The following is an 18,201-nucleotide window of genomic DNA, read 5'->3' as shown; positions in this document are numbered from 1 at the left end:
AGCCAAGCCTCTGCGGCTGGTGCTGACATTATCACGATTCTTGGCGCAGCGGAGGATCAGTCGATCAAAGGTGCTGTTGAAGAAGCGAAAAAACAAGGCAAGCAAATTCTTGTTGATATGATCGCAGTCAAAGACATTGCTACACGTGCCAAAGAGCTGGACGAGTTTGGTGTTGACTACATTTGTGTCCACACAGGCTATGACCTTCAAGCAGTTGGTCAAAACTCGTTTGAAGACCTTCAAACGATTAAAAGTGTTGTTAAAAATGCAAAAACAGCGATCGCTGGTGGAATTAAATTAGAAACGTTGCCAGAAGTGATTAAAGCACAACCAGATCTTGTCATCGTTGGTGGTGGAATCACAGGTCAAGAGGATAAAAAAGCGGCGGCTGCAGAAATGCAAAAATGGATCCAACGAGGGTAATGAGCATGCAAACGACAGATTATCTAGCGGAAATCATTGCTGAGTTAAAGCGGACTGCTGACCTGCTCCTCAATGACGAAGTGGAGCAGCTCGTCGATGCGATCCTTTCTGCCAAGAAAATTTTCGTCGCTGGAGCCGGGCGCTCTGGCTTTATGGCGAAAGCTTTTGCGATGCGGATGATGCACATGGGACAAGACGCCTATGTGATTGGCGAAACGGTGACTCCTGGCTATGAAAAAGAGGATCTTTTGATCCTCGGTTCAGGCTCAGGGGAAACGAAAAGCCTCGTCTCCTTAGCTGAGAAAGCACAGAGCATCGGTGGAAAAGTGGCAGCTGTAACGATTCACCCTGAATCAACGATTGGAAAGCTTTCCGACATCACCGTAAAAATACCCGCACAGGCAAAATCGGAAACCAATGGGGCCTATAAAACGATTCAGCCAATGGGCTCCTTATTCGAGCAAAGCCTTTTGCTCATCTATGATGCGATCGTTTTGAAATTGATGGAAAAGCAAGAGCAAGACGGCGTCAAGATGTATGGCAAGCACGCCAACCTTGAATAGGCATATGCATAAAGTGACCGCAAAGCAGTTTATTCAACAGGCTTTGCGGTTTTCCATTTACACATGTGTGTAAAACGATTACGATAATAGGCGGACAACCAATGTAAGAATGCTCTTTAGTGTTTGTGAGAGTATCGTGTCAGGAGGGGAAAAATGAAGACATATCGAGGATTTTTAATTGATCTAGATGGAACAATTTACCGCGGATCTGAAAGCATTCCAGAAGCGATTGCCTTTGTGAATGAACTAGAACGACGGAAGCTGCCTTATTTGTTTGTCACAAACAATTCAACGAAACCACCGAAAAAAGTAGCGGAAATCTTGGTCGGGATGGACGTGCCTGCAACTGTGGACCATATCTTTACAACGAGTATGGCAACAGCTAATTATATTTTTGAAAGAAAACCAAATGCGCGCATTTATGTCGTTGGTGAGGAAGGCCTTCGTTCAGCTTTAGAATCAAAAGGATTTGAACTTGTTGATAAAGATGCGGACTATGTCGTGATGGGATTAGACCGTTCCATTACGTATGAAAAGCTGACAGGTGCAGCTTTAAATGTTCGAAACGGAGCAGCCTTTATTGCGACAAACGGAGATGCGGCACTACCAACAGAAAGGGGCTTGGTTCCAGGGAACGGATCGCTTGTATCTGTTGTTTCAGTTTCAACGGGTGTTGAGCCAATTTTTATTGGTAAGCCAGAACCAATTATCGTTGAACAAGCATTAGAGGTTTTAGGAACAACAAAGGAAGAAACGCTCATGGTTGGTGACAATTATGATACCGATATATTAGCTGGTATACGAGCAGGAATCGATTCATTGCTCGTTCATACAGGTGTTACAACGAAGGAGCAATTGCTTAAAGTTGTAGAGAAGCCCACTTACTCCATAGGCTCACTTGCTGAGTGGACCTTTGGTGAGTGATAAAGAAAAAATAAAAGAGGATGCTAAATGCTATAGCTTTGGTGTTCTCTTTTTTTGTATTCTCTTTTAGGTTTAGAAAATAATGATGAATTTAAATGGAAAGTTTGTGCCAAAACGATGATCAATTGGGAATGAAAATGGGGAGAGACTGCTGTTTAAAAAATCGCTAACACGTAACGCCTTGCATATGGTATAACAAAAGGAACATCATGAGTTTTGATTAGTAAGGGGAACGAGAATGATGGACGTGAAAATGTATAAAAAGGACATGTTAGCGCTGCTAGAAAAACTCGTCAATGTGGATAGTGGTTCCAATTACAAAGAAGGGGTAGATAAAGTTGGAAACCTTTTAGCAGAAAAATTTAACGAACTCGGTTTTTCTGTTGAACGAATTAAGCAAGAAACGTTCGGTGATCATCTTCGCATTCGTTGTGGACAAGGCACAAAGTCTACGATATTAATTGTCGCTCACATGGATACCGTGTTTAAAGAAGGTACTGCCAAAAAACGTCCATTTTCGATTGTAGGAGAGCGGGCTTATGGACCTGGTGTGATAGATATGAAAGCAAGCCTTGTCTCTGTTCTTTATGCCTTCACCGCGTTGAAAAAGGCAGGGAGTGAGCAATACCGTAACGTTGAAATCTTAATTACTAGTGATGAAGAGATCGGCTCTCCAACGTCAAAAGCATTAATTGAGCAAGCAGCGAAAGGGAAGCGTTATGCTCTTGTGATGGAGCCGGCGCGAAAGGATGGCTCTCTTGTCACAGAACGCAGAGGGAACGGACGCTTCACCCTTGTTGTAAAAGGGCAGGCTGCACATTCAGGAATTGAACCGGAAAAAGGCAGAAGTGCGATTGAAGAATTGGCGTATAAAATTGTAAAGCTCCATCGATTAAATGATCTCGATCAAGGCATTTCCATCAATGTTGGGAAGATTGAAGGTGGGGATGCCGTTAACACGATTTCTCCAAGAGCTGTCGGTTACATCGATGTGCGCGTCTCCACGTCTGAACAAGCAGTTGCAGTAGAACAAAAGATCGAAGAAGTCTGTGCAACATCCGATGTAAAAGGAACGAAAATCGAGCTTCACGGTCATATGAAACGACCACCAATGAAAAAGGATCAGCAAATTGAAGAGCTCCTTCAGATTGTTCAAGAGGTTGGCCGTGAAATGGGGCTTGATTTAAAGGATACAGCAACAGGTGGCGGGTCAGATGCGTCATTTACCGCTGCAATGGGTGTGGCAACCATTGATGGATTAGGTCCTATCGGTGGCAATGCCCATAGTGAAAAAGAATACCTTGAAATCCCTTCATTGACGGAGAGAACACTTTTACTAGCCAAAATCATTGAGCGGCTTGGAGACGAAAAATAAATCTCAGCTTTTTAAAATGACAGGTTCTTTCGAGTCTGTTATTTCTTTTACAATCCTAAAGGAAGTCCATGATAAAATAAAGTGTAACTTCATTCATTTTCTCAAGTGGAACCAACATTGTAAGGTAATTATTCATTTAACAAAGGTGATGCGAGTGGAAGTGCTTTATTGTTTCTCAGCTTGAACAGAAACTCTGTCGCTTTTTCATACACCAAAAAAGGAGTGATACTGGACATTATGGTTGACTCTTGGAATCAATATGGCGCACTGTTTATGAAAATTTTTACCGGGTTTACCGTGATTTTTGGCGTCATCGGTGTGATTATGGGGATGGAAGGCCCCTTATTACCCAAGCTAGGTATCGCCCTCGTCTACGCAAGTCTCGTATGCGGGATGATGTATCTCTATTACCGACTGATGGATTATTTAATAAATCGACTCTCCCAATCTAAACAAGAATAAATAGATAATGTGGGATTTAACCCCTATCCAAAATAATTGTAAGCAAAAATTGAAGCAGTTAAATGATAATCGCCCATGGGATTAGAGGAGGACACGTAATGAATATCTATACCGTTGATGCTTTTACAGACAAACCGTTTTCTGGAAATCCAGCAGCTGTTTGCATGGTTGAAAAAGATGTAGATCACAAATGGATGCAGCAGGTTGCAAAAGAAATGAATCTATCTGAAACGGCTTTTCTAAGACGGTCAGGAGATGAATTTCTTTTGCGCTGGTTTACACCAGAGGTAGAAGTCGATCTTTGTGGTCATGCTACATTAGCGAGTGCTCATGTTCTTTGGCAGGAGGGCTACATTCCTGCAGACGAGGCAATCACCTTTGCGACTAAAAGCGGACAATTAGTAGCGAAACAGAAGGATGGCTGGATCGAGCTTGATTTTCCAAGCGAGCCGCCAGCGTCCTGTGAGCTACCGACGATCATTAAAGAGGCTTTTGATGTGCCAATCAAGGCGGTCGGAAAAAATCGATTGGATTATATCGTTGAAGTTGAGACAGAAGAGCAAGTGAAACACCTCAAGCCAAACATGCACGTGTTAAAAGAGCTTGTTACAAGGGGAACGATTGTCACGAGTAAAAGTGAACGGGACGGCGTTGATTTTGTTTCCCGCTGTTTTTTTCCTGGAGTGGGGATTGATGAGGACCCGGTGACAGGCTCTGCTCACTGTTGTTTGGGGCCTTATTGGGAAGCGAAGCTAGGAAAATCAAGCTTTTATGTTGAACAAATTTCACCACGTCTAGGGAAATTGCACGTGCGTGTGGAGGGAGATCGTTGTTTTCTGCTCGGACAAGCTGTAACGACGATCAAAGGCAAATTGCAGGTGTGATATAAAAATTCGAGATGAACAGCGCAGGGATGAAAGGATTAATTGATGCTAGAATTTATTGTAGAGGTTGATCGGAGTTTATTTCATTGGATTAATCAAAAGCTACATACGAGTTTTTTAGATTCAGTGATGCTTTTTTTGACAACGATTAGTAACTTGGCAATTTTTTGGTTTGTTATGGCACTAGGGTTATTTTTCGTTAGAAAGAAAATTGGCGGTGCTCTTTCGAGTGTGACATTGTTTGTCGGGGTTAGCCTAGCCCTGTTAGTCGATGAGGTATTAAATGCAATTGTTGGACGACCTCGTCCTCCTCAAGTAGAGGAAGGTGTGCGTCAATTGGTTGATTTGCCTCTTTCAAGTTCATTTCCTTCGGGGCATGCAGTCACCTCATTTGCCGCTATGTATATACTTGTCTATTTCTTCCCAAAAACAAAATATTGGTTGCCTCTTTTAGCTATATTATTTGCCTATTCACGTTTATATGTCGGGGTTCATTACCCGCTCGATAGTATGGCCGGGGCACTTATAGGTATATTAGTTGGAATGATGACAATGAAGCTCCCTCTCAATTCCTTACTCAGCAAACTGCAAAAAAGATTTCCCTCACTTTAATTTTTCAGAAAGAAAGAGTCTGAACAGTGTAGAGCCTGTTCAGACTTTTACTTAGGTTTTAAATCTAAATGATAACAGGGGAAGATGAGCTTTACGGTTTATCTACACCGTGTTGACGGAAAAACAAGACGGTTTTGCTACGGTCATTAATACCGATTTTTGCATAAATCACACTAATATAGTTTCTAACCGTACCTTCACCCATAAACAATCAACAAAAGTTTATGAAAAAATCTAATATCAAATGGCTCAAGTAATTGTTGCGAAGCGGATCGCTTTTCAATTGCGATGGTGGCTCAGTTTTAGCTTAACAATCTACATAAATATGGCTCATCACAAAAGGCCTACCTGAGTGCCATTCTTGACCTATATGATGGCTCAATTGTTAGCTACGTATTGGGACCTCTAACAATAATTAGCTTGTGTTTGATACACTTGACGAAGCCTTAGCTATTTCTCCAGAAGCACATTCTCTTTTACATAGTGATCGAGGATTTCAGTATATCTCTCTTGGATTTAAACGGAAGATAGATAAAGCTAAGATGAAGCAAAGTATGTCACGTGTGCTTTTAGAAGAGTTTTGGAGAAAGTAAAGAAGCGTTAGACTTGATGCAGGAGGGGAAAACAATGTATAAAAAAGGAATTTTATTATGTATCATTGCTGCATTCATGACATTGATAGCTTGCAGCAATGCAAAAGAAGCGGAATCATTTTCATCAAAGGAAGAAGCATTAGAGTATTATATTGAGAAGGAAAATATTCAAGGAATGATGGTATTAATTCATACAACATCAGGAGATCAAATACTAATTTCTGAGTACCGTGAAGATTTATATCATTTAGGAGAATTACTTACTATGGATCATTCGTTTTCGACAATCAAACTAACAGAAATGACATCTTTTAAGAATTCGCCTGGAGGGATTATGGAATTTTCCACATCTAATGGAATGGATTATACTATTAAATTTGACAATGAAGAACATGTTCATTCAGTGTCTTTACCGGACAACAAATTTCACATCTCTATAGTTGAAGAACACGTTTTATCGAAAATGCCTTACGTTACAACAGCTGCTATTGAATCAATAGAAATTATTAAAAACTGAATTGTTATTTGTCTAGAAACGATCTTTCCAAGCTTCTTTAACTCGTGTTTTATCTTACGAGTCTCATAGTTTTGACGATTTTGCATGAAAAATCTCAGGTAATATCGGACATGATATATCCTCAGAAGGACGTTCTTTTGCTTCATAATAATAGGTGCTTCTCGGTCATTGTAGAACTTTGCACATTGCTGATATTGAGTATTTGTGTTGATTATTCTTGATCACATTTACTTTCGTTCTAGTATCAGCGCGCTTGCTTTAAAATATCATTCTCCATTTCTAGTTGCTTATTTTGTTTTCGGAGTTCAATCAGTTTCTTCTGTTCAGCCGTTAGATTCTCTTTTTCCTTAAACGAACCGGAGTTCTGACTTTGATTCACCCACTTATCTAAGGAAGAAGGAGTCAGGTCATACTCACGAATGATTTCTTTTCTTGGTTTACCACTTTGGTACAGCTGCACAATCTGTTGTTTAAACTCATCAGTGAAAGTTTGACGTTTTCTTTTAGTCATCGTAGATTCTCCTCAAATGTATTGTCTGTAGTCTACTTGGCCTTAATTTTTCTGTCTGTAGTCGGTACAGGCTTGAAATAAGTATGAAGAGCTGACTTTCACGCTTCGATCCCCTACTCGATATCTCCATCTAGCTTTTGAGGAAGCACAGTCTGTTAACTGCAAAGGTGACCTCACTTCCAACTGTAAGATTTTAGGTCTAAAAGGAAGCCAATGAAATGAAATGGTATGAAATTTTTTCAAATAGTACAGACACGCCCAAGCCCAATTCGACATAGATATAAAAGGAAGAGGGGGTGAGATCGTGTCAGGTATTATTGCGGCGATTTCTTATTTTGTGAAAGAAATCATCGTTTTCGTGTCTTATGTAAAAAACAACGCGTTTCCCCAACCGTTGAAGAAAGATGAAGAGCGTCTTTATCTAAAGCGTATGCAAGAAGGCGATGAAGAAGCACGGAATCGGTTAATTGAACATAACTTGAGGCTTGTTGCACACATCGTTAAGAAATTTGAGAACACCCGGGAAGATACGGAGGATTTAATCTCTATCGGAACGATTGGACTGATAAAAGCAATTGAGAGCTATTCCGAGGGTAAAGGAACGAAGCTCGCCACATATGCAGCGCGCTGTATAGAAAATGATATTCTAATGTCAATAGCTAAGATACATATTTAAAAGGTGTAGCTTGGTAGCTACACCTTAATTATACTCTATAGAAATCTCTTCGAGGTAACAACACCCACTTAGGATGTAATTCTCCGTCCGTGTCATCAAAGTAAACTTTTAACGTCATTACTTAATTTCTCCTCGCCTACCTGATTTTTAAGTTGGTTTAAAATAGCCAATGTTGATTTATAAACTTTCCCTTTGTTAAGAGAACGATTAATCCGTGACTCTTCACTCTTCTTTATCCTCATATATTGCATTTCCGTTTGGTTTTGTTGACGGATCATCCGTACTCGTTCTTTTATCATGCTGTCAGGTAATGCAAAAATTTCTCTCAACTCTATTAATGATTTTACTTCATTCATAATAGGTTCAAAGATGTACCTAGGCATCGATAAATATAACGAGGTCCAGTGAGCTTGACGTTCTTGTAGCCGTTCGAACTCAAGAGGCATATCCCGCTGATCCCCACAGTGAACAAAGTAGTGAGCCATTTCGTGAAAGAAATCCTTACGAATGTCTTCTTTTGACTGTTGATTGTTTATATACATCATTGCACATTTATCGTTATACAGGCAGTCTGTTTCATATTCATAATAGTTCACTTTGATTTTAAATAACGATGATAAATTCTCAATTGTTAAATCATGGGGGTTTTGAATACCTAGTTCTTTATACTTTTTCGCAATTTTTTCTTCTCTCAGATTAGCAAACCTCAAGTTATCACCACCAAGTACATTTGTCCTAATTATACGAATGTACGTTCTGTTTGTAAAGAAAAAGAAAAAGACCAAAAATGGCGATTAACCATTCTCTTGATCTTCTACTTCTTTTTGCCATTCTAAAAACTCCGCGAATTTTTGTTTTAATCTCGCTGTATCATCTTCTGATCTTGTCCGTTTAGAAAATCCGTCTTTTGCTGCATAACTAACAGGAGTTTCCTGATCTGTTCTACCTAATAAGAAATCTGTTGATACCTCAAAGAAATCAGCGAATTTATTTAACATTATAATATCTGGTACATTTTCACCAGTCTCGTATTTTGCATATGTAGACCGTTTAATTCCAAGTCTTTCTGCTAACTTCTCTTGGGTGATTTTCTTTTTATTTCTACATAATTTTAAGCGATCTTTAAACTCCATTAATTTTCCACCCGATTCGTAATGATTTAATTAAATTATAAGTGATTTTTCATCACAATGAAATAAAATGTTATTTTAAATAACAAAAACTTCTTGACTGTGATTTAAAATAACTGTATAATGTGATTATAAATAACAATAACGAGCTTTGGAGGTGATAATTATGGGACTCGTTAAAAGAAGTTGGTTAGTTACATTAAGGAATGAAATTGGGTTGACTCAAGAAGCTGTAGCTGAAATGGCTAAGATTGAACGTTCGACTTACACCAAAGCCGAAAATGGTTATCCAGTTAGAGTACAAACTGCAAAATCAATAGCAAATGTCCTTGGATTCAATTGGATTCTTTTTTTTGAAAATGATTGTGATTTAAAAGGACAAACAGATTGTTCGTAATCACAAATAACATTCTACTAGTTTTTATGAAATCCTGCTAGGAGGTAATTATGAACGTCCGAATAGAGAAAGGACCACATTTCGACCGAAACTTAAAATCGGCCATTTCACAAATCATTAAACAAGCTCTTCAAGAGCAAGAAAAGAAAAAGGAGGCCTAACATGCATATCGCCAAAAAACTAGTCGCACTCGAACAGGAGGTAAGGGGGTTAGGTGCTATCTCAATGTTCATCGGCGCAACCGGCATTTCAGTACAAATGAATTTCGGCGCTATTAATAATTTGGGAATTGAGGTCGAAATCGACAAAGATTACAAGGATGAGGGTCTCAAGCGAATAGTCGGTTACTCAAACGGCGTTGAGTTTATCGAACTGGCAACTGAAGAGGATATGGATAAATACTTCTCGCATTTAAAGGAGGAAGCGTGATGCAAACATTACCTAATTACGATAACTGGAAGTTGGAATCACCAATTGAATATAGTAAAGAGCTTTGTAAGTGTGGTTTTTGTAACACAGCGTTGCATGAGGGGGACGAAGTAATTCCTTATAACGATGCTTTTTATTGTTCTGAAGAGTGTTATCAAGAAAAGCTATGCCGTATGAATGAACCTGATTATATCACATTGAGCGAGGAGGTTATCTAATGTCTGAACGCACGAAAGAAATAAGGCAGGGGTTAGAGGATGTTATGGAGGGATTTTATCAAGAGGAACAACAACAAGAAGTATTCGAGGTAATGGATCTTGAATCAGCAGCAGAAGCGCAAAGACGCGTTGGTTATTTCAAGGAACAACAGGCGCAGATTGATGAAATTGCCCAAAAGCAAATTGAACCATTTCTTAAAAAAATCGAAAAGATCAAAACGTGGGCAGAAGAAGCTAAGAAAGAGTTTGTCGAACGTGAACAGTTCTATACTCATCGCCTAGAGTTTTACATGCGTGAAGAGGTAAAGAGACAAATGAATAGCGGTAAAAAACCCAAGAAAACGATTAAGTTGCCATACGGTCAAATTAAATTAGTTAAGCAACAACCAGAATTCCGAAAGGATGAAAACGAGTTACTGAACTATGCCAAAGCAAACGGATTTATCAAGGTGACAGAAAGTGCCGATTGGGCAGAAATCAAAAAGAGGTGTTCTGTATTGGGCGACAAGTTAATTGATGAAAATGGCGAAGTGATACCTGGAGTAACAGTAGTCGAAAGAGACGACAAATTCTCATTAGTATTGGAGGACTGAACATGAATATCTATCAAAAACTTCTGGAAGTTAGGAAATCCGTTCCTTACTTAAAAAAGGCTAGTCAAGGTCACCAGTACAACTACACAGGTTCTAGCCAAGTTCTGAGTGCTGTTAGAGAAAAATTAGACGAACTGGGTCTTGTGCTTATAACTAAAGTTATTGATAAGAACGTGCTTACAGAAACGGTTGAAAACAAGGATAAGTACGATAACAACAAAAAAACAACAACTTATTTTACTGAATTGAATTTGGAATTTACATGGATAAATGCAGAAAATCCTGAGGAGACAATCGTCATTCCATTCTATGCACAAGGTGTGGATATAGCAGGAGAAAAGGGAGTAGGTAAGGCACTCACATATGGAGAGAAATATTTCTTACTTAAGCAATTTAACATTGCGACTGACAAAGATGATCCTGACGCATTTCAACAAAAAGTAGAAAATTACAAGCCCCCAAAATTAATAACCCCTGAACAAATTGGCGAGTTGAAAACATTAGCATTGCAGTTTGCGAAATTAAGGAATCAAACAGAAGCAGCGGTTTATAAAGTCCTTGGGATTACTGATATCGAGAAATTGCCTGAGGGTATGGCACACAATCACATCGGAACGTTAAAAGCGTGGATTGAAAAAGCAGAAAAAGAATCAGATTGAGGGGCATAGCTTACCCGGCCGCCCCTCTCTAACCACAAGGAGTGTGATTATATGTTCACTTTATCATTAATTTCAGGTGTCGTCTATGACTAAAGAAAACTGGATAGGCCTCAGTATAGGCTTCACCCTATTTCTCGGTCTACTGGTGTATTCGCTTTATTTTAATTACGTTAACTATTGAATAAAAGGAGTTAGCTAAGTGAGTGCGTGGAAATCATTTAAAACAAGCTTCATGAAAGAGTTTAAGGGAAGGAGACTATTAGAAAATTTATTGTTTGGAGCGGTTGTCGCTCTAACATTCTTCGTCCTTTCCCACTTTATATAAGGAGGGTTGATATATGAAGGTAAGATCGCCTTTGATTTGGTTTGGTGGCAAGAGCAAGCAAGCTGAACACATCATCAGCAAAATGCCTAGCCACAAAGTATATATTGAGCCATTCGGCGGTGCTGCTCATGTGATTTCTCAAAAAACCCGTGTTAACCATGAAGTATATAACTATATTGATGGGATTCTAGTTAATTTCATCATGCAATCTATTGAAAATACAGAAAAATTGATTGAACGCTGCGCTGAACTTCCGTACAGTCGGGAACTTTACGACCGGTACCGGAAAGAGGAAATGCCTCGAGATCCATTTGAGCAAGCAGTCCGTTTTTTTCTACCTTAATCGATCGGCCATTAGCAAAGGAAATGCTGAGAAAGTGCCAACTACTGGTTGGAGACACAGTACAACGTGCAATCAAAACCCTGCTATGGGTTACGTTAATGCTTGCCAAGTTATTAAAGACTTTGCTAAACGAATGCAAGGTGTCATGATTGAAAACCTAGATTTTAGAACAATCATTGAAAAATACGATTCAGAAGAAGCTTTGTTTTATGTTGATCCTCCGTATGTTGGCCGAGAAAAGTTTTATGCTGGTGGATTTTCGTTAGAAGATCATTACGAATTAGGCGAAATACTTAATTCGATAAAAGGAAAGGCGATAGTGAGCTATTACGAAGATCCAATTATTAATGAGATATATGGAGATTGGAACATTGAGCGACATGCAGCTTTTAAACAAGTAGTTGGTGGTCATGATGTTATTCAATCAGAGGAATTACTGATTATGAACTATGAAACAAAGCAGCTTAGTTTATTCTGATATATCGCAGTACGACTCACGAAGGAGTGATACTTATTATTCCGTTTCCGAATCAAAAATACAACGTTATCCTAGCGGATCCCCCCTGGTCTTACCGCCAAGGTGGACGGGGCGCAGCGAAAAACCACTATCTTACCATGACAACAAAAGAAATTATGAGATTGCCAGTACAAGACATAGCGAAGCCTGACTCGATCCTTTTCATATGGGGGACGTTTCCGAATCAATCCGAAGTTGAAAAGGTGATTGAGGCGTGGGGATTTACGTATAAAACCGCCGCTTTCTTGTGGGTGAAATTGGTCAGCAAAGGAAAGCCCTGCATCGGCGGTGGTCACTACACCCGAGCAAACGCAGAACCTTGTTATGTAGCTGTCGGACCCGCTTTTAAAAACAAGCAACAAATTATCGACCGCTCGATCAGTCAAATTATATTTGCCCCTAGAGGCGTGCATAGTGCGAAGCCAGCTGAGGTGAGAGAGCGAATCGTCAAATTAGTTGGAGATGTACCACGTATAGAACTCTTTGCTAGAGAGAGAGCGCCAGGTTGGGAATCATGGGGGTTGGAAGTGCCAGTTTAACCACGGGGGGCTTACCCCTCCCCTTATAAAGTATTTATGCGAGTGAGGATCATCATGTGAAGGAGTGAAGATAAATGAGTGGATTTACAGGATATAGAAAGACAAACAAAATTGACTTTGGTGATTATGTCCAAATTGAAATGTACCGTTACCATTCCGAAAACGAATTTTATATTCACAAAGTCGTCAATTCATTGGAATCAAATGTTTGGGTTGATGTTCCTATCAAATGTGTGCCAACTGAAACAAGTCATAATCAAATGGAGAAAGTGTTGTCGGTCATTCAATGTGGAGTTGATGAAACAAAGGTTATAAGAGTAAGAGAAAAAGACTGCAAGTTATTAAAAAGAAATTAATGCACAATTCTTATTTCAAATGAAGGAGGGTCTATCCCTCCCCTATATAAAAGGAGGCTTCCCATGCTTGAACAATTCGTATCTAACCTAACAGCCGCAGAAAAAGAGAAGTTAAAAGCCATACTCGATGAAAAATACAATAAGGAGAATCAATCATGATACCTAATACAAGCAGAGAAGTATTGAACATCATCGCCAAGCAGCTGGACAAGCAGAACAGCAAAGGTTTATCCACGTATGGAACAACAATTGATGAAGCCTCTAATGATGATTACAACTGGAACGATGAAGCGTTAGCCGAACTAGCTGATGCTTGTCAGTACCTCGTTAAAGAAAATAAGAGGTTGCGTGTGAAAGTTATGCACTACGAGCGCCATTACGAGAATAGCGGTGGTATTTTTAACCGCATGAACATGAAACAAAGAATAGAAGAGTTGGAGAAGGAAAACGAGCTACTACGCCTAAATGAGCAGCGCTTGATCCTAACAGCACAGAAGAGGGTTGAGCGGTATGAGAAAGCGTTTTTAGAAATAAGACATTCCCCAGATAAAAATCTATTTGAATATGCCGAGTTTTGCCTAGAAACAGCTAAACAAGCATTGGAGGAATCAGAATGAAACAATACCACGACCTATTACGCCACGTATTAGAAAACGGAATCAAGAAAGAGGATAGAACAGGTACAGGTACACTCAGCACGTTTGGTTATCAGATGCGCTTTAACTTACAAGAAGGCTTTCCTCTTGTGACTACTAAGTATGTGAACTATGAAAAGGTGCTAGGAGAGTTATTAGCCTTTATAGCAGGAGAGACAAATGCGAATGTCATCGCTGAAAAGTATCGCTTTAAAACATGGAAGCTGTGGGCAGATGAGGATGGAGAGTTAGGTCCTGTCTATGGGAAGCAATGGCGTAGTTGGTGGGGCGCTAGTAGTATTATCAATCGAAAAGGCATCGACCAATTGCAAAATGTAGTTGAACAAATCAAAACCAATCCAAACAGTAGACGCCTCATCGTATCAGCTTGGAACGTTGGAGAGTTAGACGACATGGCTTTACCACCTTGCCACTTGTTATTCCAATTCTACGTTGCTGATGGTAAGCTTTCATGCCAACTTTACCAACGCTCAGCCGATCTTTTTCTAGGTGTGCCTTATAATATCGCCTCATACGCAACGTTGATACACATGATTGCTCAAGTGACTGGATTAGAAGTCGGGGAGTTCGTGCATACATTAGGTGATGCTCATATCTATCTAAATCACGTGGAGCAAGTGAAGGAGCAGCTTAGTAGAGAACCGAGGGAGCTTCCGCAATTAGGACTCGAGCCGGATATTAAAAACATTGATGATTTTGATTTCGATGATTTTAGCTTGATTTTGTACAATCCGCATCCGGCTATTAAAGCAGATGTATCAGTATAGAGGTTCTGAAAGCAACCCTCTTCAGACCCATTATGTACAGAAATTTATGAAAGGGAGAGGACAAATGGAAAAATTAAAATTGTCGGAGTTAAGTGATGATATTGAGGTATCAATCGAGGAATCAAGTACAGTCTACACTGTTGCTGAACTGAAACGTGAAATTATCGAATTAGGAGAGCCACACGATGAATCGTCTTGGTATACAATCACAAGAAAAAAATGGATACCAGATGCTCGTGGGATGGTTGAAGGATATATTGAGTCTGAATACGACAATATGTATGAAGATTGGGATGAAAGAGCTTGGGATTGTGTAATGAATCATGGTGCAATTGATAAAATTCAAGCAATTTTAAATGAAACATTTAAAGGTGAATATGCTACTGCTTACTGGACGTATGAAATGCCTGTTGAAATAGATATTTTACCAAAAACAGTTACTTCGTAGTACGGCCGTTTAAGCAATATACCAGGAGATTAACCTCTCCTCTTCTAAACTGGTGTGAATAAGACACAAACTGCGTACTAAGGAGGAAACGATTTGGAGATTAAAAAAGACTATACGAACAGAGGTTTTGATAATATCGAATTTAAAGATAGATATGGTGCTGCGTGTAGTATCCAGAAATCTTCTTTAGCCACTGAAGATGCAATTTGGTTTGGGGTAAATGATGCTGACCCTAAAATAATGGCTTCTAAAACAAGAGAAGGTGGTACAGGTTGGGTTTCCTATGACATTCCAAAAGATGTGCTTCTCACTACTAGAATGCACTTAACACAAGAACAAGTTAAAGAGTTGCTTCCAATTCTACATGTGTTTGCAGAAACAGGTGAATTACCAGGTTGATGAATAATTCGAAGGAGGGATAAAGTTGACTGTTAATTGTGTAATGTGCGAAAAGGAATTAAATCATGACGAGGATAATTATGAAATCGGTGTTTCACTAGGCGAATATTGGTGTAGAAGTTGCGCTGATGAAGAGGAACAAAATGACCATTACCAATAAGACACATGAAACGAAGGAGGAAATGAAATGCCGATATTAACGTTTTCTTGTCCGAAGTGCGAATATCCAATGGGTTTTGATTATGCTGACTATGATTTAAAGAATGCTATAAACAGTGAAAAATCAATTTATCACTACGAAGAATTAGAATGTGAGCAATGCGGTAAAAAATTAAAAACAGTCCCTTGGATTGCTGTTTATGACGAAGAAGAAGAGGAACCTATCACCTTTGTTTAATGAACATCTCTATGAAGAAGCGTTGAAAGTTATATTCTCTTTTACAGGCATCCCAGTGATGGTGTTACGTAAAATGAAACAATCAATCATGACAATACAGATTCCGAGGATGATTTTTATTCCTTCTGGTGATAAAAGTAATTGTCTCATAAACACCACTCCCTTTTCTATAATTTTCACTGGGTAGAAAGCCTGAACAGCTTCTGGGAGCAGAGCCTGTAAAAAAGAACAAGTTATTTTTTTATTCAAAAATATTAAGAAGATCTATACCTATTAGATTAAATAGTAAAACTACTACAATAAATGCAACAACAGATCCTATAACTTCCCTCAATAGTATCCCTCCTTTAGGAGAATTGTACCATAAAAATTAATATTTTTTGTTAGAAAGTTTACTGCGTATTCCGACCATTAGTCGACTCATTAAGCGATATAAAGAAAGGGTGGTATTTGTGATAGGAGTTAAGGGTATTGATTACCTTGATGCTGTTTGGGAAATAGCAAACTCAAGAGGTTGCAAGTGTAATACAAGCGAACATTTTTCACAAGACTTCTTAGGAGAAATGAGATGTGTAAAGTGTAAAGCGATTATTATTTCTCAATCAGAAGTAAACGAAATGGAAGCGAAAAACATGTTGCCAGCCCCAAAAATTACTAATGAAAAATTGAACGATTGGTTTAGCAATTAATGTCGCATTACGAGGATTAAGCGATACACAAGGAGATTAACCTCTCCTTCTCTTTTTTACCCAAACACCGAACATACATTCTTTTCCAACCCAAATAAAAAGGAGCCAACCATGTATAGTAGAGCGCCCCCTTTCGATTATGTAATTTATAGTGCAGTCGACAAACTGCTTTTTCATTCGCCTTCTTCATCGATATACAGTAGTTCGTCAACTGACACGTCAAAAAGTGTGCAAAGCTTATAAATTGTTTCAAAAGCAATTGTTGTAGATTGTTCGTTGTATAACTTAGAAATCGTTGTTCTGCTAAGACCGGTTTTTTCGGCTACATCTTTAATATTCATTTTGTGTTTTGCCATCAATACCCTTAGATTATTCTTAACAATCATTATATTCACCTCGTATAGTTTATGTTAATTATTATACACCAACATAATCATAGTGTAAACATTTTTTAAAAAATAACCACGAATGTGTTTACAAGAACCACATAGAGTGTTATAATTTATTTATTGAGATGGAGGTGAGTAGATGGAAAACATCGAGTTTAGGCTCCTTGAACAAATGGCGAAAAATAATATCCGTCAAATTAAAGAACTTCACGAAAAGTCAGGCGTTTCACGCACGACCATTTCGGCTCTGTTAAGTGGCGAAAAAATTGCCATACGACTCGATACGGTTGTGAGGCTTTGTAAGGCTCTTGATTGTACAATTGGTGATCTGATTGTGGTGGTCGATGAAAAAGAGACCGCTTGATATGGCGGTCTTTATGCGAGGTGAACATGGTTGTTGAGATATCTGATTAGAAAAGGAGGGTGATTGAATGAAAAGTGGCAAGAAGCCTACTCGCGCACAAATGGAAGCTATCTCGTACGCAGGTCTGTCAGCTGATAAGTGGCTAGTGGTTAAGAACTTGTCTGATGAGCTACATCTTACTCATCGTGAAACTGGACAAGTAAAGGTTATAGCAAATTAAACATAACGGATAAGGAGAGTGGGTGAATGAACGAGTTGAAAATAATTGAAATTTCAGGACAGAGAGTTCTTACCACCAATCAATTAGCTGAATCTTACGGTACGGATAATAGACGTATTTCCGAAAATTTCAGTTCTAACAAACATCGTTATAAACAGGACAAGCATTATATTTTGCTAGAAGGTGAAGGGCTTAGAGATTTTAAGAACAAATACGGAAATTCCGTAGTCGCTCAAACGGCAAACAAACTTTACCTTTGGACAGAAAAAGGAGCTTGGTTGCACGCTAAATCATTGAACACAGACGAAGCGTGGGAAGCTTATGAAATGTTAGTCGATGATTATTATCGCCAAAAGCAAACGGTCATTGATACTTCTCAACTTAGCCCGGAGTTGCAAATGTTCAAGCATTTATTTGACAGTTTGGCTAAAACTCAACTTGAGCAACAGGAGACAAGAAAAGAGTTACAAGAGGTCAAGACAGCTGTGACTACAATCAAGGATACTTTTTTGCAACGTGATGACGATTGGAGAAAGTCGGTCACTAGATTGCTAAATAAGGCAGCGAACGAACGTAATGGGCAATTTAGAGAGATTAGGAGCGAAAGCTATCAAATCCTCGAAGAACGCGGGCGATGCAACTTGAATATCCGTCTCGCAAACATGAAAGAAAGATTAGAAGAAAGAGGAGCGTCCAAAACAAGGATCAATCAAACGAATAAATTGGATGTGATTGAAGCTGATGCGAGGCTAAAAGAAATCTATACAACGATTGTTAAAGAATTATCCATAGGTAGTTTGGTGTAGCTAGACCAAGACGTCGAGAA

Annotated in this window: 29 protein-coding genes and 3 pseudogenes; 28 read left to right on the top strand and 4 right to left on the bottom strand. The window is 39.0% G+C overall.

The genetic code is table 11. The annotated features are described in order from the left end of the window. The 9 genes and pseudogenes from BLT_RS0114885 to BLT_RS0114850 form a co-directional block, all read left to right on the top strand. The coding region (locus BLT_RS0114885) for an orotidine 5'-phosphate decarboxylase / HUMPS family protein (protein WP_017728572.1) at positions 1-423 on the top strand (423 nt) is incomplete at its 5' end. A gap of 5 nt (positions 424-428) precedes the next feature. Beyond that, positions 429-986, top strand: coding sequence for a 6-phospho-3-hexuloisomerase (hxlB, locus tag BLT_RS0114880; protein ID WP_026105143.1), 558 nt, complete (start codon positions 429-431; stop codon positions 984-986). A 153-nt stretch (positions 987-1,139) separates the two neighbouring features. Then, positions 1,140-1,910, top strand: a complete 771-nt coding sequence (locus tag BLT_RS0114875; RefSeq protein WP_017728570.1) for a TIGR01457 family HAD-type hydrolase — start codon at positions 1,140-1,142, stop codon at positions 1,908-1,910. A gap of 238 nt (positions 1,911-2,148) precedes the next feature. Next, positions 2,149-3,285 carry a M20/M25/M40 family metallo-hydrolase gene (locus BLT_RS0114870; protein WP_017728569.1) on the top strand — a complete coding sequence of 379 codons (1,137 nt, stop codon included), beginning with the start codon at positions 2,149-2,151 and terminating at the stop codon, positions 3,283-3,285. 237 nt (positions 3,286-3,522) lie between these two features. Beyond that, positions 3,523-3,747, top strand: a complete 225-nt coding sequence (locus tag BLT_RS0114865) for a hypothetical protein (protein ID WP_017728568.1) — start codon at positions 3,523-3,525, stop codon at positions 3,745-3,747. A gap of 98 nt (positions 3,748-3,845) precedes the next feature. Beyond that, positions 3,846-4,631, top strand: coding sequence for a PhzF family phenazine biosynthesis protein (locus BLT_RS0114860; protein WP_017728567.1), 786 nt, complete (start codon positions 3,846-3,848; stop codon positions 4,629-4,631). A gap of 45 nt (positions 4,632-4,676) precedes the next feature. Next, positions 4,677-5,243: a phosphatase PAP2 family protein gene (locus tag BLT_RS0114855; RefSeq protein WP_017728566.1), complete on the top strand. Its 567-nt coding sequence runs from the start codon at positions 4,677-4,679 to the stop codon at positions 5,241-5,243. 321 nt (positions 5,244-5,564) lie between these two features. Further along, positions 5,565-5,827, top strand: a pseudogene (locus BLT_RS24525) (DDE-type integrase/transposase/recombinase); the annotation flags it as partial. A gap of 43 nt (positions 5,828-5,870) precedes the next feature. Further along, entirely contained in the window at positions 5,871-6,353 is a 483-nt protein-coding gene (locus BLT_RS0114850; RefSeq protein ID WP_017728565.1) for a hypothetical protein, read from the top strand. A gap of 8 nt (positions 6,354-6,361) precedes the next feature. Here the strand turns inward: BLT_RS0114850 and BLT_RS24520 are convergent. Continuing rightward, positions 6,362-6,864: pseudogene (locus BLT_RS24520) on the bottom strand (transposase); the annotation flags it as partial. 304 nt (positions 6,865-7,168) lie between these two features. Between BLT_RS24520 and BLT_RS22095 the strand changes: the two are divergent. Next, positions 7,169-7,522: pseudogene (locus BLT_RS22095) on the top strand (sigma-70 family RNA polymerase sigma factor); the annotation flags it as partial. A 113-nt stretch (positions 7,523-7,635) separates the two neighbouring features. Here BLT_RS22095 and BLT_RS0114835 read toward each other — a convergent pair. Further along, positions 7,636-8,250: an ImmA/IrrE family metallo-endopeptidase gene (locus BLT_RS0114835; RefSeq protein ID WP_017728562.1), complete on the bottom strand. Its 615-nt coding sequence runs from the start codon at positions 8,248-8,250 to the stop codon at positions 7,636-7,638. Positions 8,251-8,334: 84 nt separating this feature from the next. Beyond that, complete coding sequence (locus tag BLT_RS22090) at positions 8,335-8,673, bottom strand: helix-turn-helix domain-containing protein (RefSeq protein WP_017728561.1); 339 nt, start codon at positions 8,671-8,673, stop codon at positions 8,335-8,337. Positions 8,674-8,836: 163 nt separating this feature from the next. On the opposite strand from BLT_RS22090, the gene BLT_RS0114825 reads away from it, so the two are divergent. The 15 genes from BLT_RS0114825 (at position 8,837) to BLT_RS22075 (ending at position 16,402) form a co-directional block, all read left to right on the top strand. Continuing rightward, entirely contained in the window at positions 8,837-9,067 is a 231-nt protein-coding gene (locus tag BLT_RS0114825; protein WP_017728560.1) for a helix-turn-helix transcriptional regulator, read from the top strand. A 162-nt stretch (positions 9,068-9,229) separates the two neighbouring features. Then, a complete protein-coding gene (locus tag BLT_RS0114815; RefSeq protein ID WP_017728558.1) occupies positions 9,230-9,496 on the top strand; it encodes a hypothetical protein in 267 nt (88 codons plus the stop codon). Next, on the top strand, positions 9,496-9,714 hold the full coding sequence (locus BLT_RS0114810) for a hypothetical protein (protein ID WP_017728557.1): 219 nt from the start codon (positions 9,496-9,498) through the stop codon (positions 9,712-9,714). Before BLT_RS0114815 ends, BLT_RS0114810 begins: the two co-directional genes overlap by 1 nt. Then, entirely contained in the window at positions 9,714-10,307 is a 594-nt protein-coding gene (locus BLT_RS0114805; RefSeq protein WP_017728556.1) for a host-nuclease inhibitor Gam family protein, read from the top strand. Before BLT_RS0114810 ends, BLT_RS0114805 begins: the two co-directional genes overlap by 1 nt. A gap of 2 nt (positions 10,308-10,309) precedes the next feature. After that, positions 10,310-10,966 (top strand): ERF family protein, encoded by a 657-nt coding sequence (locus BLT_RS0114800; protein WP_017728555.1) that lies wholly within the window; start codon positions 10,310-10,312, stop codon positions 10,964-10,966. A 338-nt stretch (positions 10,967-11,304) separates the two neighbouring features. Then, the gene (locus BLT_RS24730) at positions 11,305-11,634 is read left to right on the top strand and encodes a DNA adenine methylase (RefSeq protein ID WP_017728553.1); all 330 of its coding nucleotides are present in this window, start codon (positions 11,305-11,307) and stop codon (positions 11,632-11,634) included. Between the two features lie 34 nt (positions 11,635-11,668). Beyond that, complete coding sequence (locus BLT_RS24725; RefSeq protein ID WP_268871135.1) at positions 11,669-12,112, top strand: DNA adenine methylase; 444 nt, start codon at positions 11,669-11,671, stop codon at positions 12,110-12,112. Positions 12,113-12,138: 26 nt separating this feature from the next. Next, on the top strand, positions 12,139-12,690 hold the full coding sequence (locus tag BLT_RS0114785) for an MT-A70 family methyltransferase (RefSeq protein ID WP_017728551.1): 552 nt from the start codon (positions 12,139-12,141) through the stop codon (positions 12,688-12,690). A 74-nt stretch (positions 12,691-12,764) separates the two neighbouring features. Continuing rightward, a complete protein-coding gene (locus tag BLT_RS0114780; protein WP_017728550.1) occupies positions 12,765-13,046 on the top strand; it encodes a hypothetical protein in 282 nt (93 codons plus the stop codon). 155 nt (positions 13,047-13,201) lie between these two features. Next, positions 13,202-13,663 (top strand): hypothetical protein, encoded by a 462-nt coding sequence (locus BLT_RS0114770; protein WP_017728548.1) that lies wholly within the window; start codon positions 13,202-13,204, stop codon positions 13,661-13,663. Continuing rightward, a complete protein-coding gene (locus tag BLT_RS0114765; protein ID WP_017728547.1) occupies positions 13,660-14,469 on the top strand; it encodes a thymidylate synthase in 810 nt (269 codons plus the stop codon). Before BLT_RS0114770 ends, BLT_RS0114765 begins: the two co-directional genes overlap by 4 nt. A 64-nt stretch (positions 14,470-14,533) precedes the next feature. Beyond that, the gene (locus tag BLT_RS0114760; RefSeq protein WP_017728546.1) at positions 14,534-14,917 is read left to right on the top strand and encodes a hypothetical protein; all 384 of its coding nucleotides are present in this window, start codon (positions 14,534-14,536) and stop codon (positions 14,915-14,917) included. Positions 14,918-15,010: 93 nt separating this feature from the next. Then, on the top strand, positions 15,011-15,316 hold the full coding sequence (locus tag BLT_RS0114755) for a hypothetical protein (protein WP_017728545.1): 306 nt from the start codon (positions 15,011-15,013) through the stop codon (positions 15,314-15,316). Positions 15,317-15,503: 187 nt separating this feature from the next. Continuing rightward, on the top strand, positions 15,504-15,713 hold the full coding sequence (locus BLT_RS0114745; protein ID WP_017728543.1) for a hypothetical protein: 210 nt from the start codon (positions 15,504-15,506) through the stop codon (positions 15,711-15,713). Positions 15,714-16,165: 452 nt separating this feature from the next. Beyond that, entirely contained in the window at positions 16,166-16,402 is a 237-nt protein-coding gene (locus BLT_RS22075) for a hypothetical protein (RefSeq protein WP_017728540.1), read from the top strand. Between the two features lie 173 nt (positions 16,403-16,575). Here BLT_RS22075 and BLT_RS0114725 read toward each other — a convergent pair whose 3' ends face one another. Beyond that, positions 16,576-16,788: a helix-turn-helix domain-containing protein gene (locus BLT_RS0114725; protein ID WP_017728539.1), complete on the bottom strand. Its 213-nt coding sequence runs from the start codon at positions 16,786-16,788 to the stop codon at positions 16,576-16,578. A gap of 142 nt (positions 16,789-16,930) precedes the next feature. Here BLT_RS0114725 and BLT_RS0114720 point away from each other — a divergent pair, with 142 nt between their 5' ends. The 3 genes from BLT_RS0114720 (at position 16,931) to BLT_RS0114710 (ending at position 18,181) form a co-directional block, all read left to right on the top strand. Next, positions 16,931-17,155 carry a helix-turn-helix domain-containing protein gene (locus BLT_RS0114720; protein WP_017728538.1) on the top strand — a complete coding sequence of 75 codons (225 nt, stop codon included), beginning with the start codon at positions 16,931-16,933 and terminating at the stop codon, positions 17,153-17,155. Positions 17,156-17,222: 67 nt separating this feature from the next. Then, positions 17,223-17,375 carry a DUF6906 family protein gene (locus BLT_RS24265; protein WP_017728537.1) on the top strand — a complete coding sequence of 51 codons (153 nt, stop codon included), beginning with the start codon at positions 17,223-17,225 and terminating at the stop codon, positions 17,373-17,375. Positions 17,376-17,401: 26 nt separating this feature from the next. Beyond that, complete coding sequence (locus tag BLT_RS0114710; RefSeq protein ID WP_017728536.1) at positions 17,402-18,181, top strand: ORF6N domain-containing protein; 780 nt, start codon at positions 17,402-17,404, stop codon at positions 18,179-18,181. Positions 18,182-18,201: the final 20 nt, after the last annotated feature.

This window comes from Halalkalibacterium ligniniphilum (genome assembly GCF_000334155.1).
In the GTDB taxonomy this organism is placed as follows: Bacteria; Bacillota; Bacilli; order Bacillales; family Bacillaceae_D; genus Halalkalibacterium; species Halalkalibacterium ligniniphilum.
The sequence above is the reverse complement of the archived record's forward strand: the minus strand, read 5'-3'. Positions and strand labels throughout refer to the sequence as shown.

Excerpts from the sequence above, each read along its gene's own strand:
- hxlB (WP_026105143.1), top strand. The coding sequence starts at position 429 with ATGCAAACGACAGATTATCTAGCGGAAATCATTGCTGAGTTAAAGCGG.
- BLT_RS0114875 (WP_017728570.1), top strand. The coding sequence starts at position 1,140 with ATGAAGACATATCGAGGATTTTTAATTGATCTAGATGGAACAATTTAC.
- BLT_RS0114870 (WP_017728569.1), top strand. The coding sequence starts at position 2,149 with ATGATGGACGTGAAAATGTATAAAAAGGACATGTTAGCGCTGCTAGAA.
- BLT_RS0114865 (WP_017728568.1), top strand. The coding sequence starts at position 3,523 with ATGGTTGACTCTTGGAATCAATATGGCGCACTGTTTATGAAAATTTTT.
- BLT_RS0114860 (WP_017728567.1), top strand. The coding sequence starts at position 3,846 with ATGAATATCTATACCGTTGATGCTTTTACAGACAAACCGTTTTCTGGA.
- BLT_RS0114855 (WP_017728566.1), top strand. The coding sequence starts at position 4,677 with ATGCTAGAATTTATTGTAGAGGTTGATCGGAGTTTATTTCATTGGATT.
- BLT_RS0114850 (WP_017728565.1), top strand. The coding sequence starts at position 5,871 with ATGTATAAAAAAGGAATTTTATTATGTATCATTGCTGCATTCATGACA.
- BLT_RS22090 (WP_017728561.1), bottom strand. The coding sequence starts at position 8,673 with ATGGAGTTTAAAGATCGCTTAAAATTATGTAGAAATAAAAAGAAAATC.
- BLT_RS0114825 (WP_017728560.1), top strand. The coding sequence starts at position 8,837 with ATGGGACTCGTTAAAAGAAGTTGGTTAGTTACATTAAGGAATGAAATT.
- BLT_RS0114815 (WP_017728558.1), top strand. The coding sequence starts at position 9,230 with ATGCATATCGCCAAAAAACTAGTCGCACTCGAACAGGAGGTAAGGGGG.
- BLT_RS0114810 (WP_017728557.1), top strand. The coding sequence starts at position 9,496 with ATGCAAACATTACCTAATTACGATAACTGGAAGTTGGAATCACCAATT.
- BLT_RS0114805 (WP_017728556.1), top strand. The coding sequence starts at position 9,714 with ATGTCTGAACGCACGAAAGAAATAAGGCAGGGGTTAGAGGATGTTATG.
- BLT_RS0114800 (WP_017728555.1), top strand. The coding sequence starts at position 10,310 with ATGAATATCTATCAAAAACTTCTGGAAGTTAGGAAATCCGTTCCTTAC.
- BLT_RS24730 (WP_017728553.1), top strand. The coding sequence starts at position 11,305 with ATGAAGGTAAGATCGCCTTTGATTTGGTTTGGTGGCAAGAGCAAGCAA.
- BLT_RS0114780 (WP_017728550.1), top strand. The coding sequence starts at position 12,765 with ATGAGTGGATTTACAGGATATAGAAAGACAAACAAAATTGACTTTGGT.
- BLT_RS0114770 (WP_017728548.1), top strand. The coding sequence starts at position 13,202 with ATGATACCTAATACAAGCAGAGAAGTATTGAACATCATCGCCAAGCAG.
- BLT_RS0114765 (WP_017728547.1), top strand. The coding sequence starts at position 13,660 with ATGAAACAATACCACGACCTATTACGCCACGTATTAGAAAACGGAATC.
- BLT_RS0114760 (WP_017728546.1), top strand. The coding sequence starts at position 14,534 with ATGGAAAAATTAAAATTGTCGGAGTTAAGTGATGATATTGAGGTATCA.
- BLT_RS0114745 (WP_017728543.1), top strand. The coding sequence starts at position 15,504 with ATGCCGATATTAACGTTTTCTTGTCCGAAGTGCGAATATCCAATGGGT.
- BLT_RS0114725 (WP_017728539.1), bottom strand. The coding sequence starts at position 16,788 with ATGATTGTTAAGAATAATCTAAGGGTATTGATGGCAAAACACAAAATG.
- BLT_RS0114720 (WP_017728538.1), top strand. The coding sequence starts at position 16,931 with ATGGAAAACATCGAGTTTAGGCTCCTTGAACAAATGGCGAAAAATAAT.
- BLT_RS24265 (WP_017728537.1), top strand. The coding sequence starts at position 17,223 with ATGAAAAGTGGCAAGAAGCCTACTCGCGCACAAATGGAAGCTATCTCG.
- BLT_RS0114710 (WP_017728536.1), top strand. The coding sequence starts at position 17,402 with ATGAACGAGTTGAAAATAATTGAAATTTCAGGACAGAGAGTTCTTACC.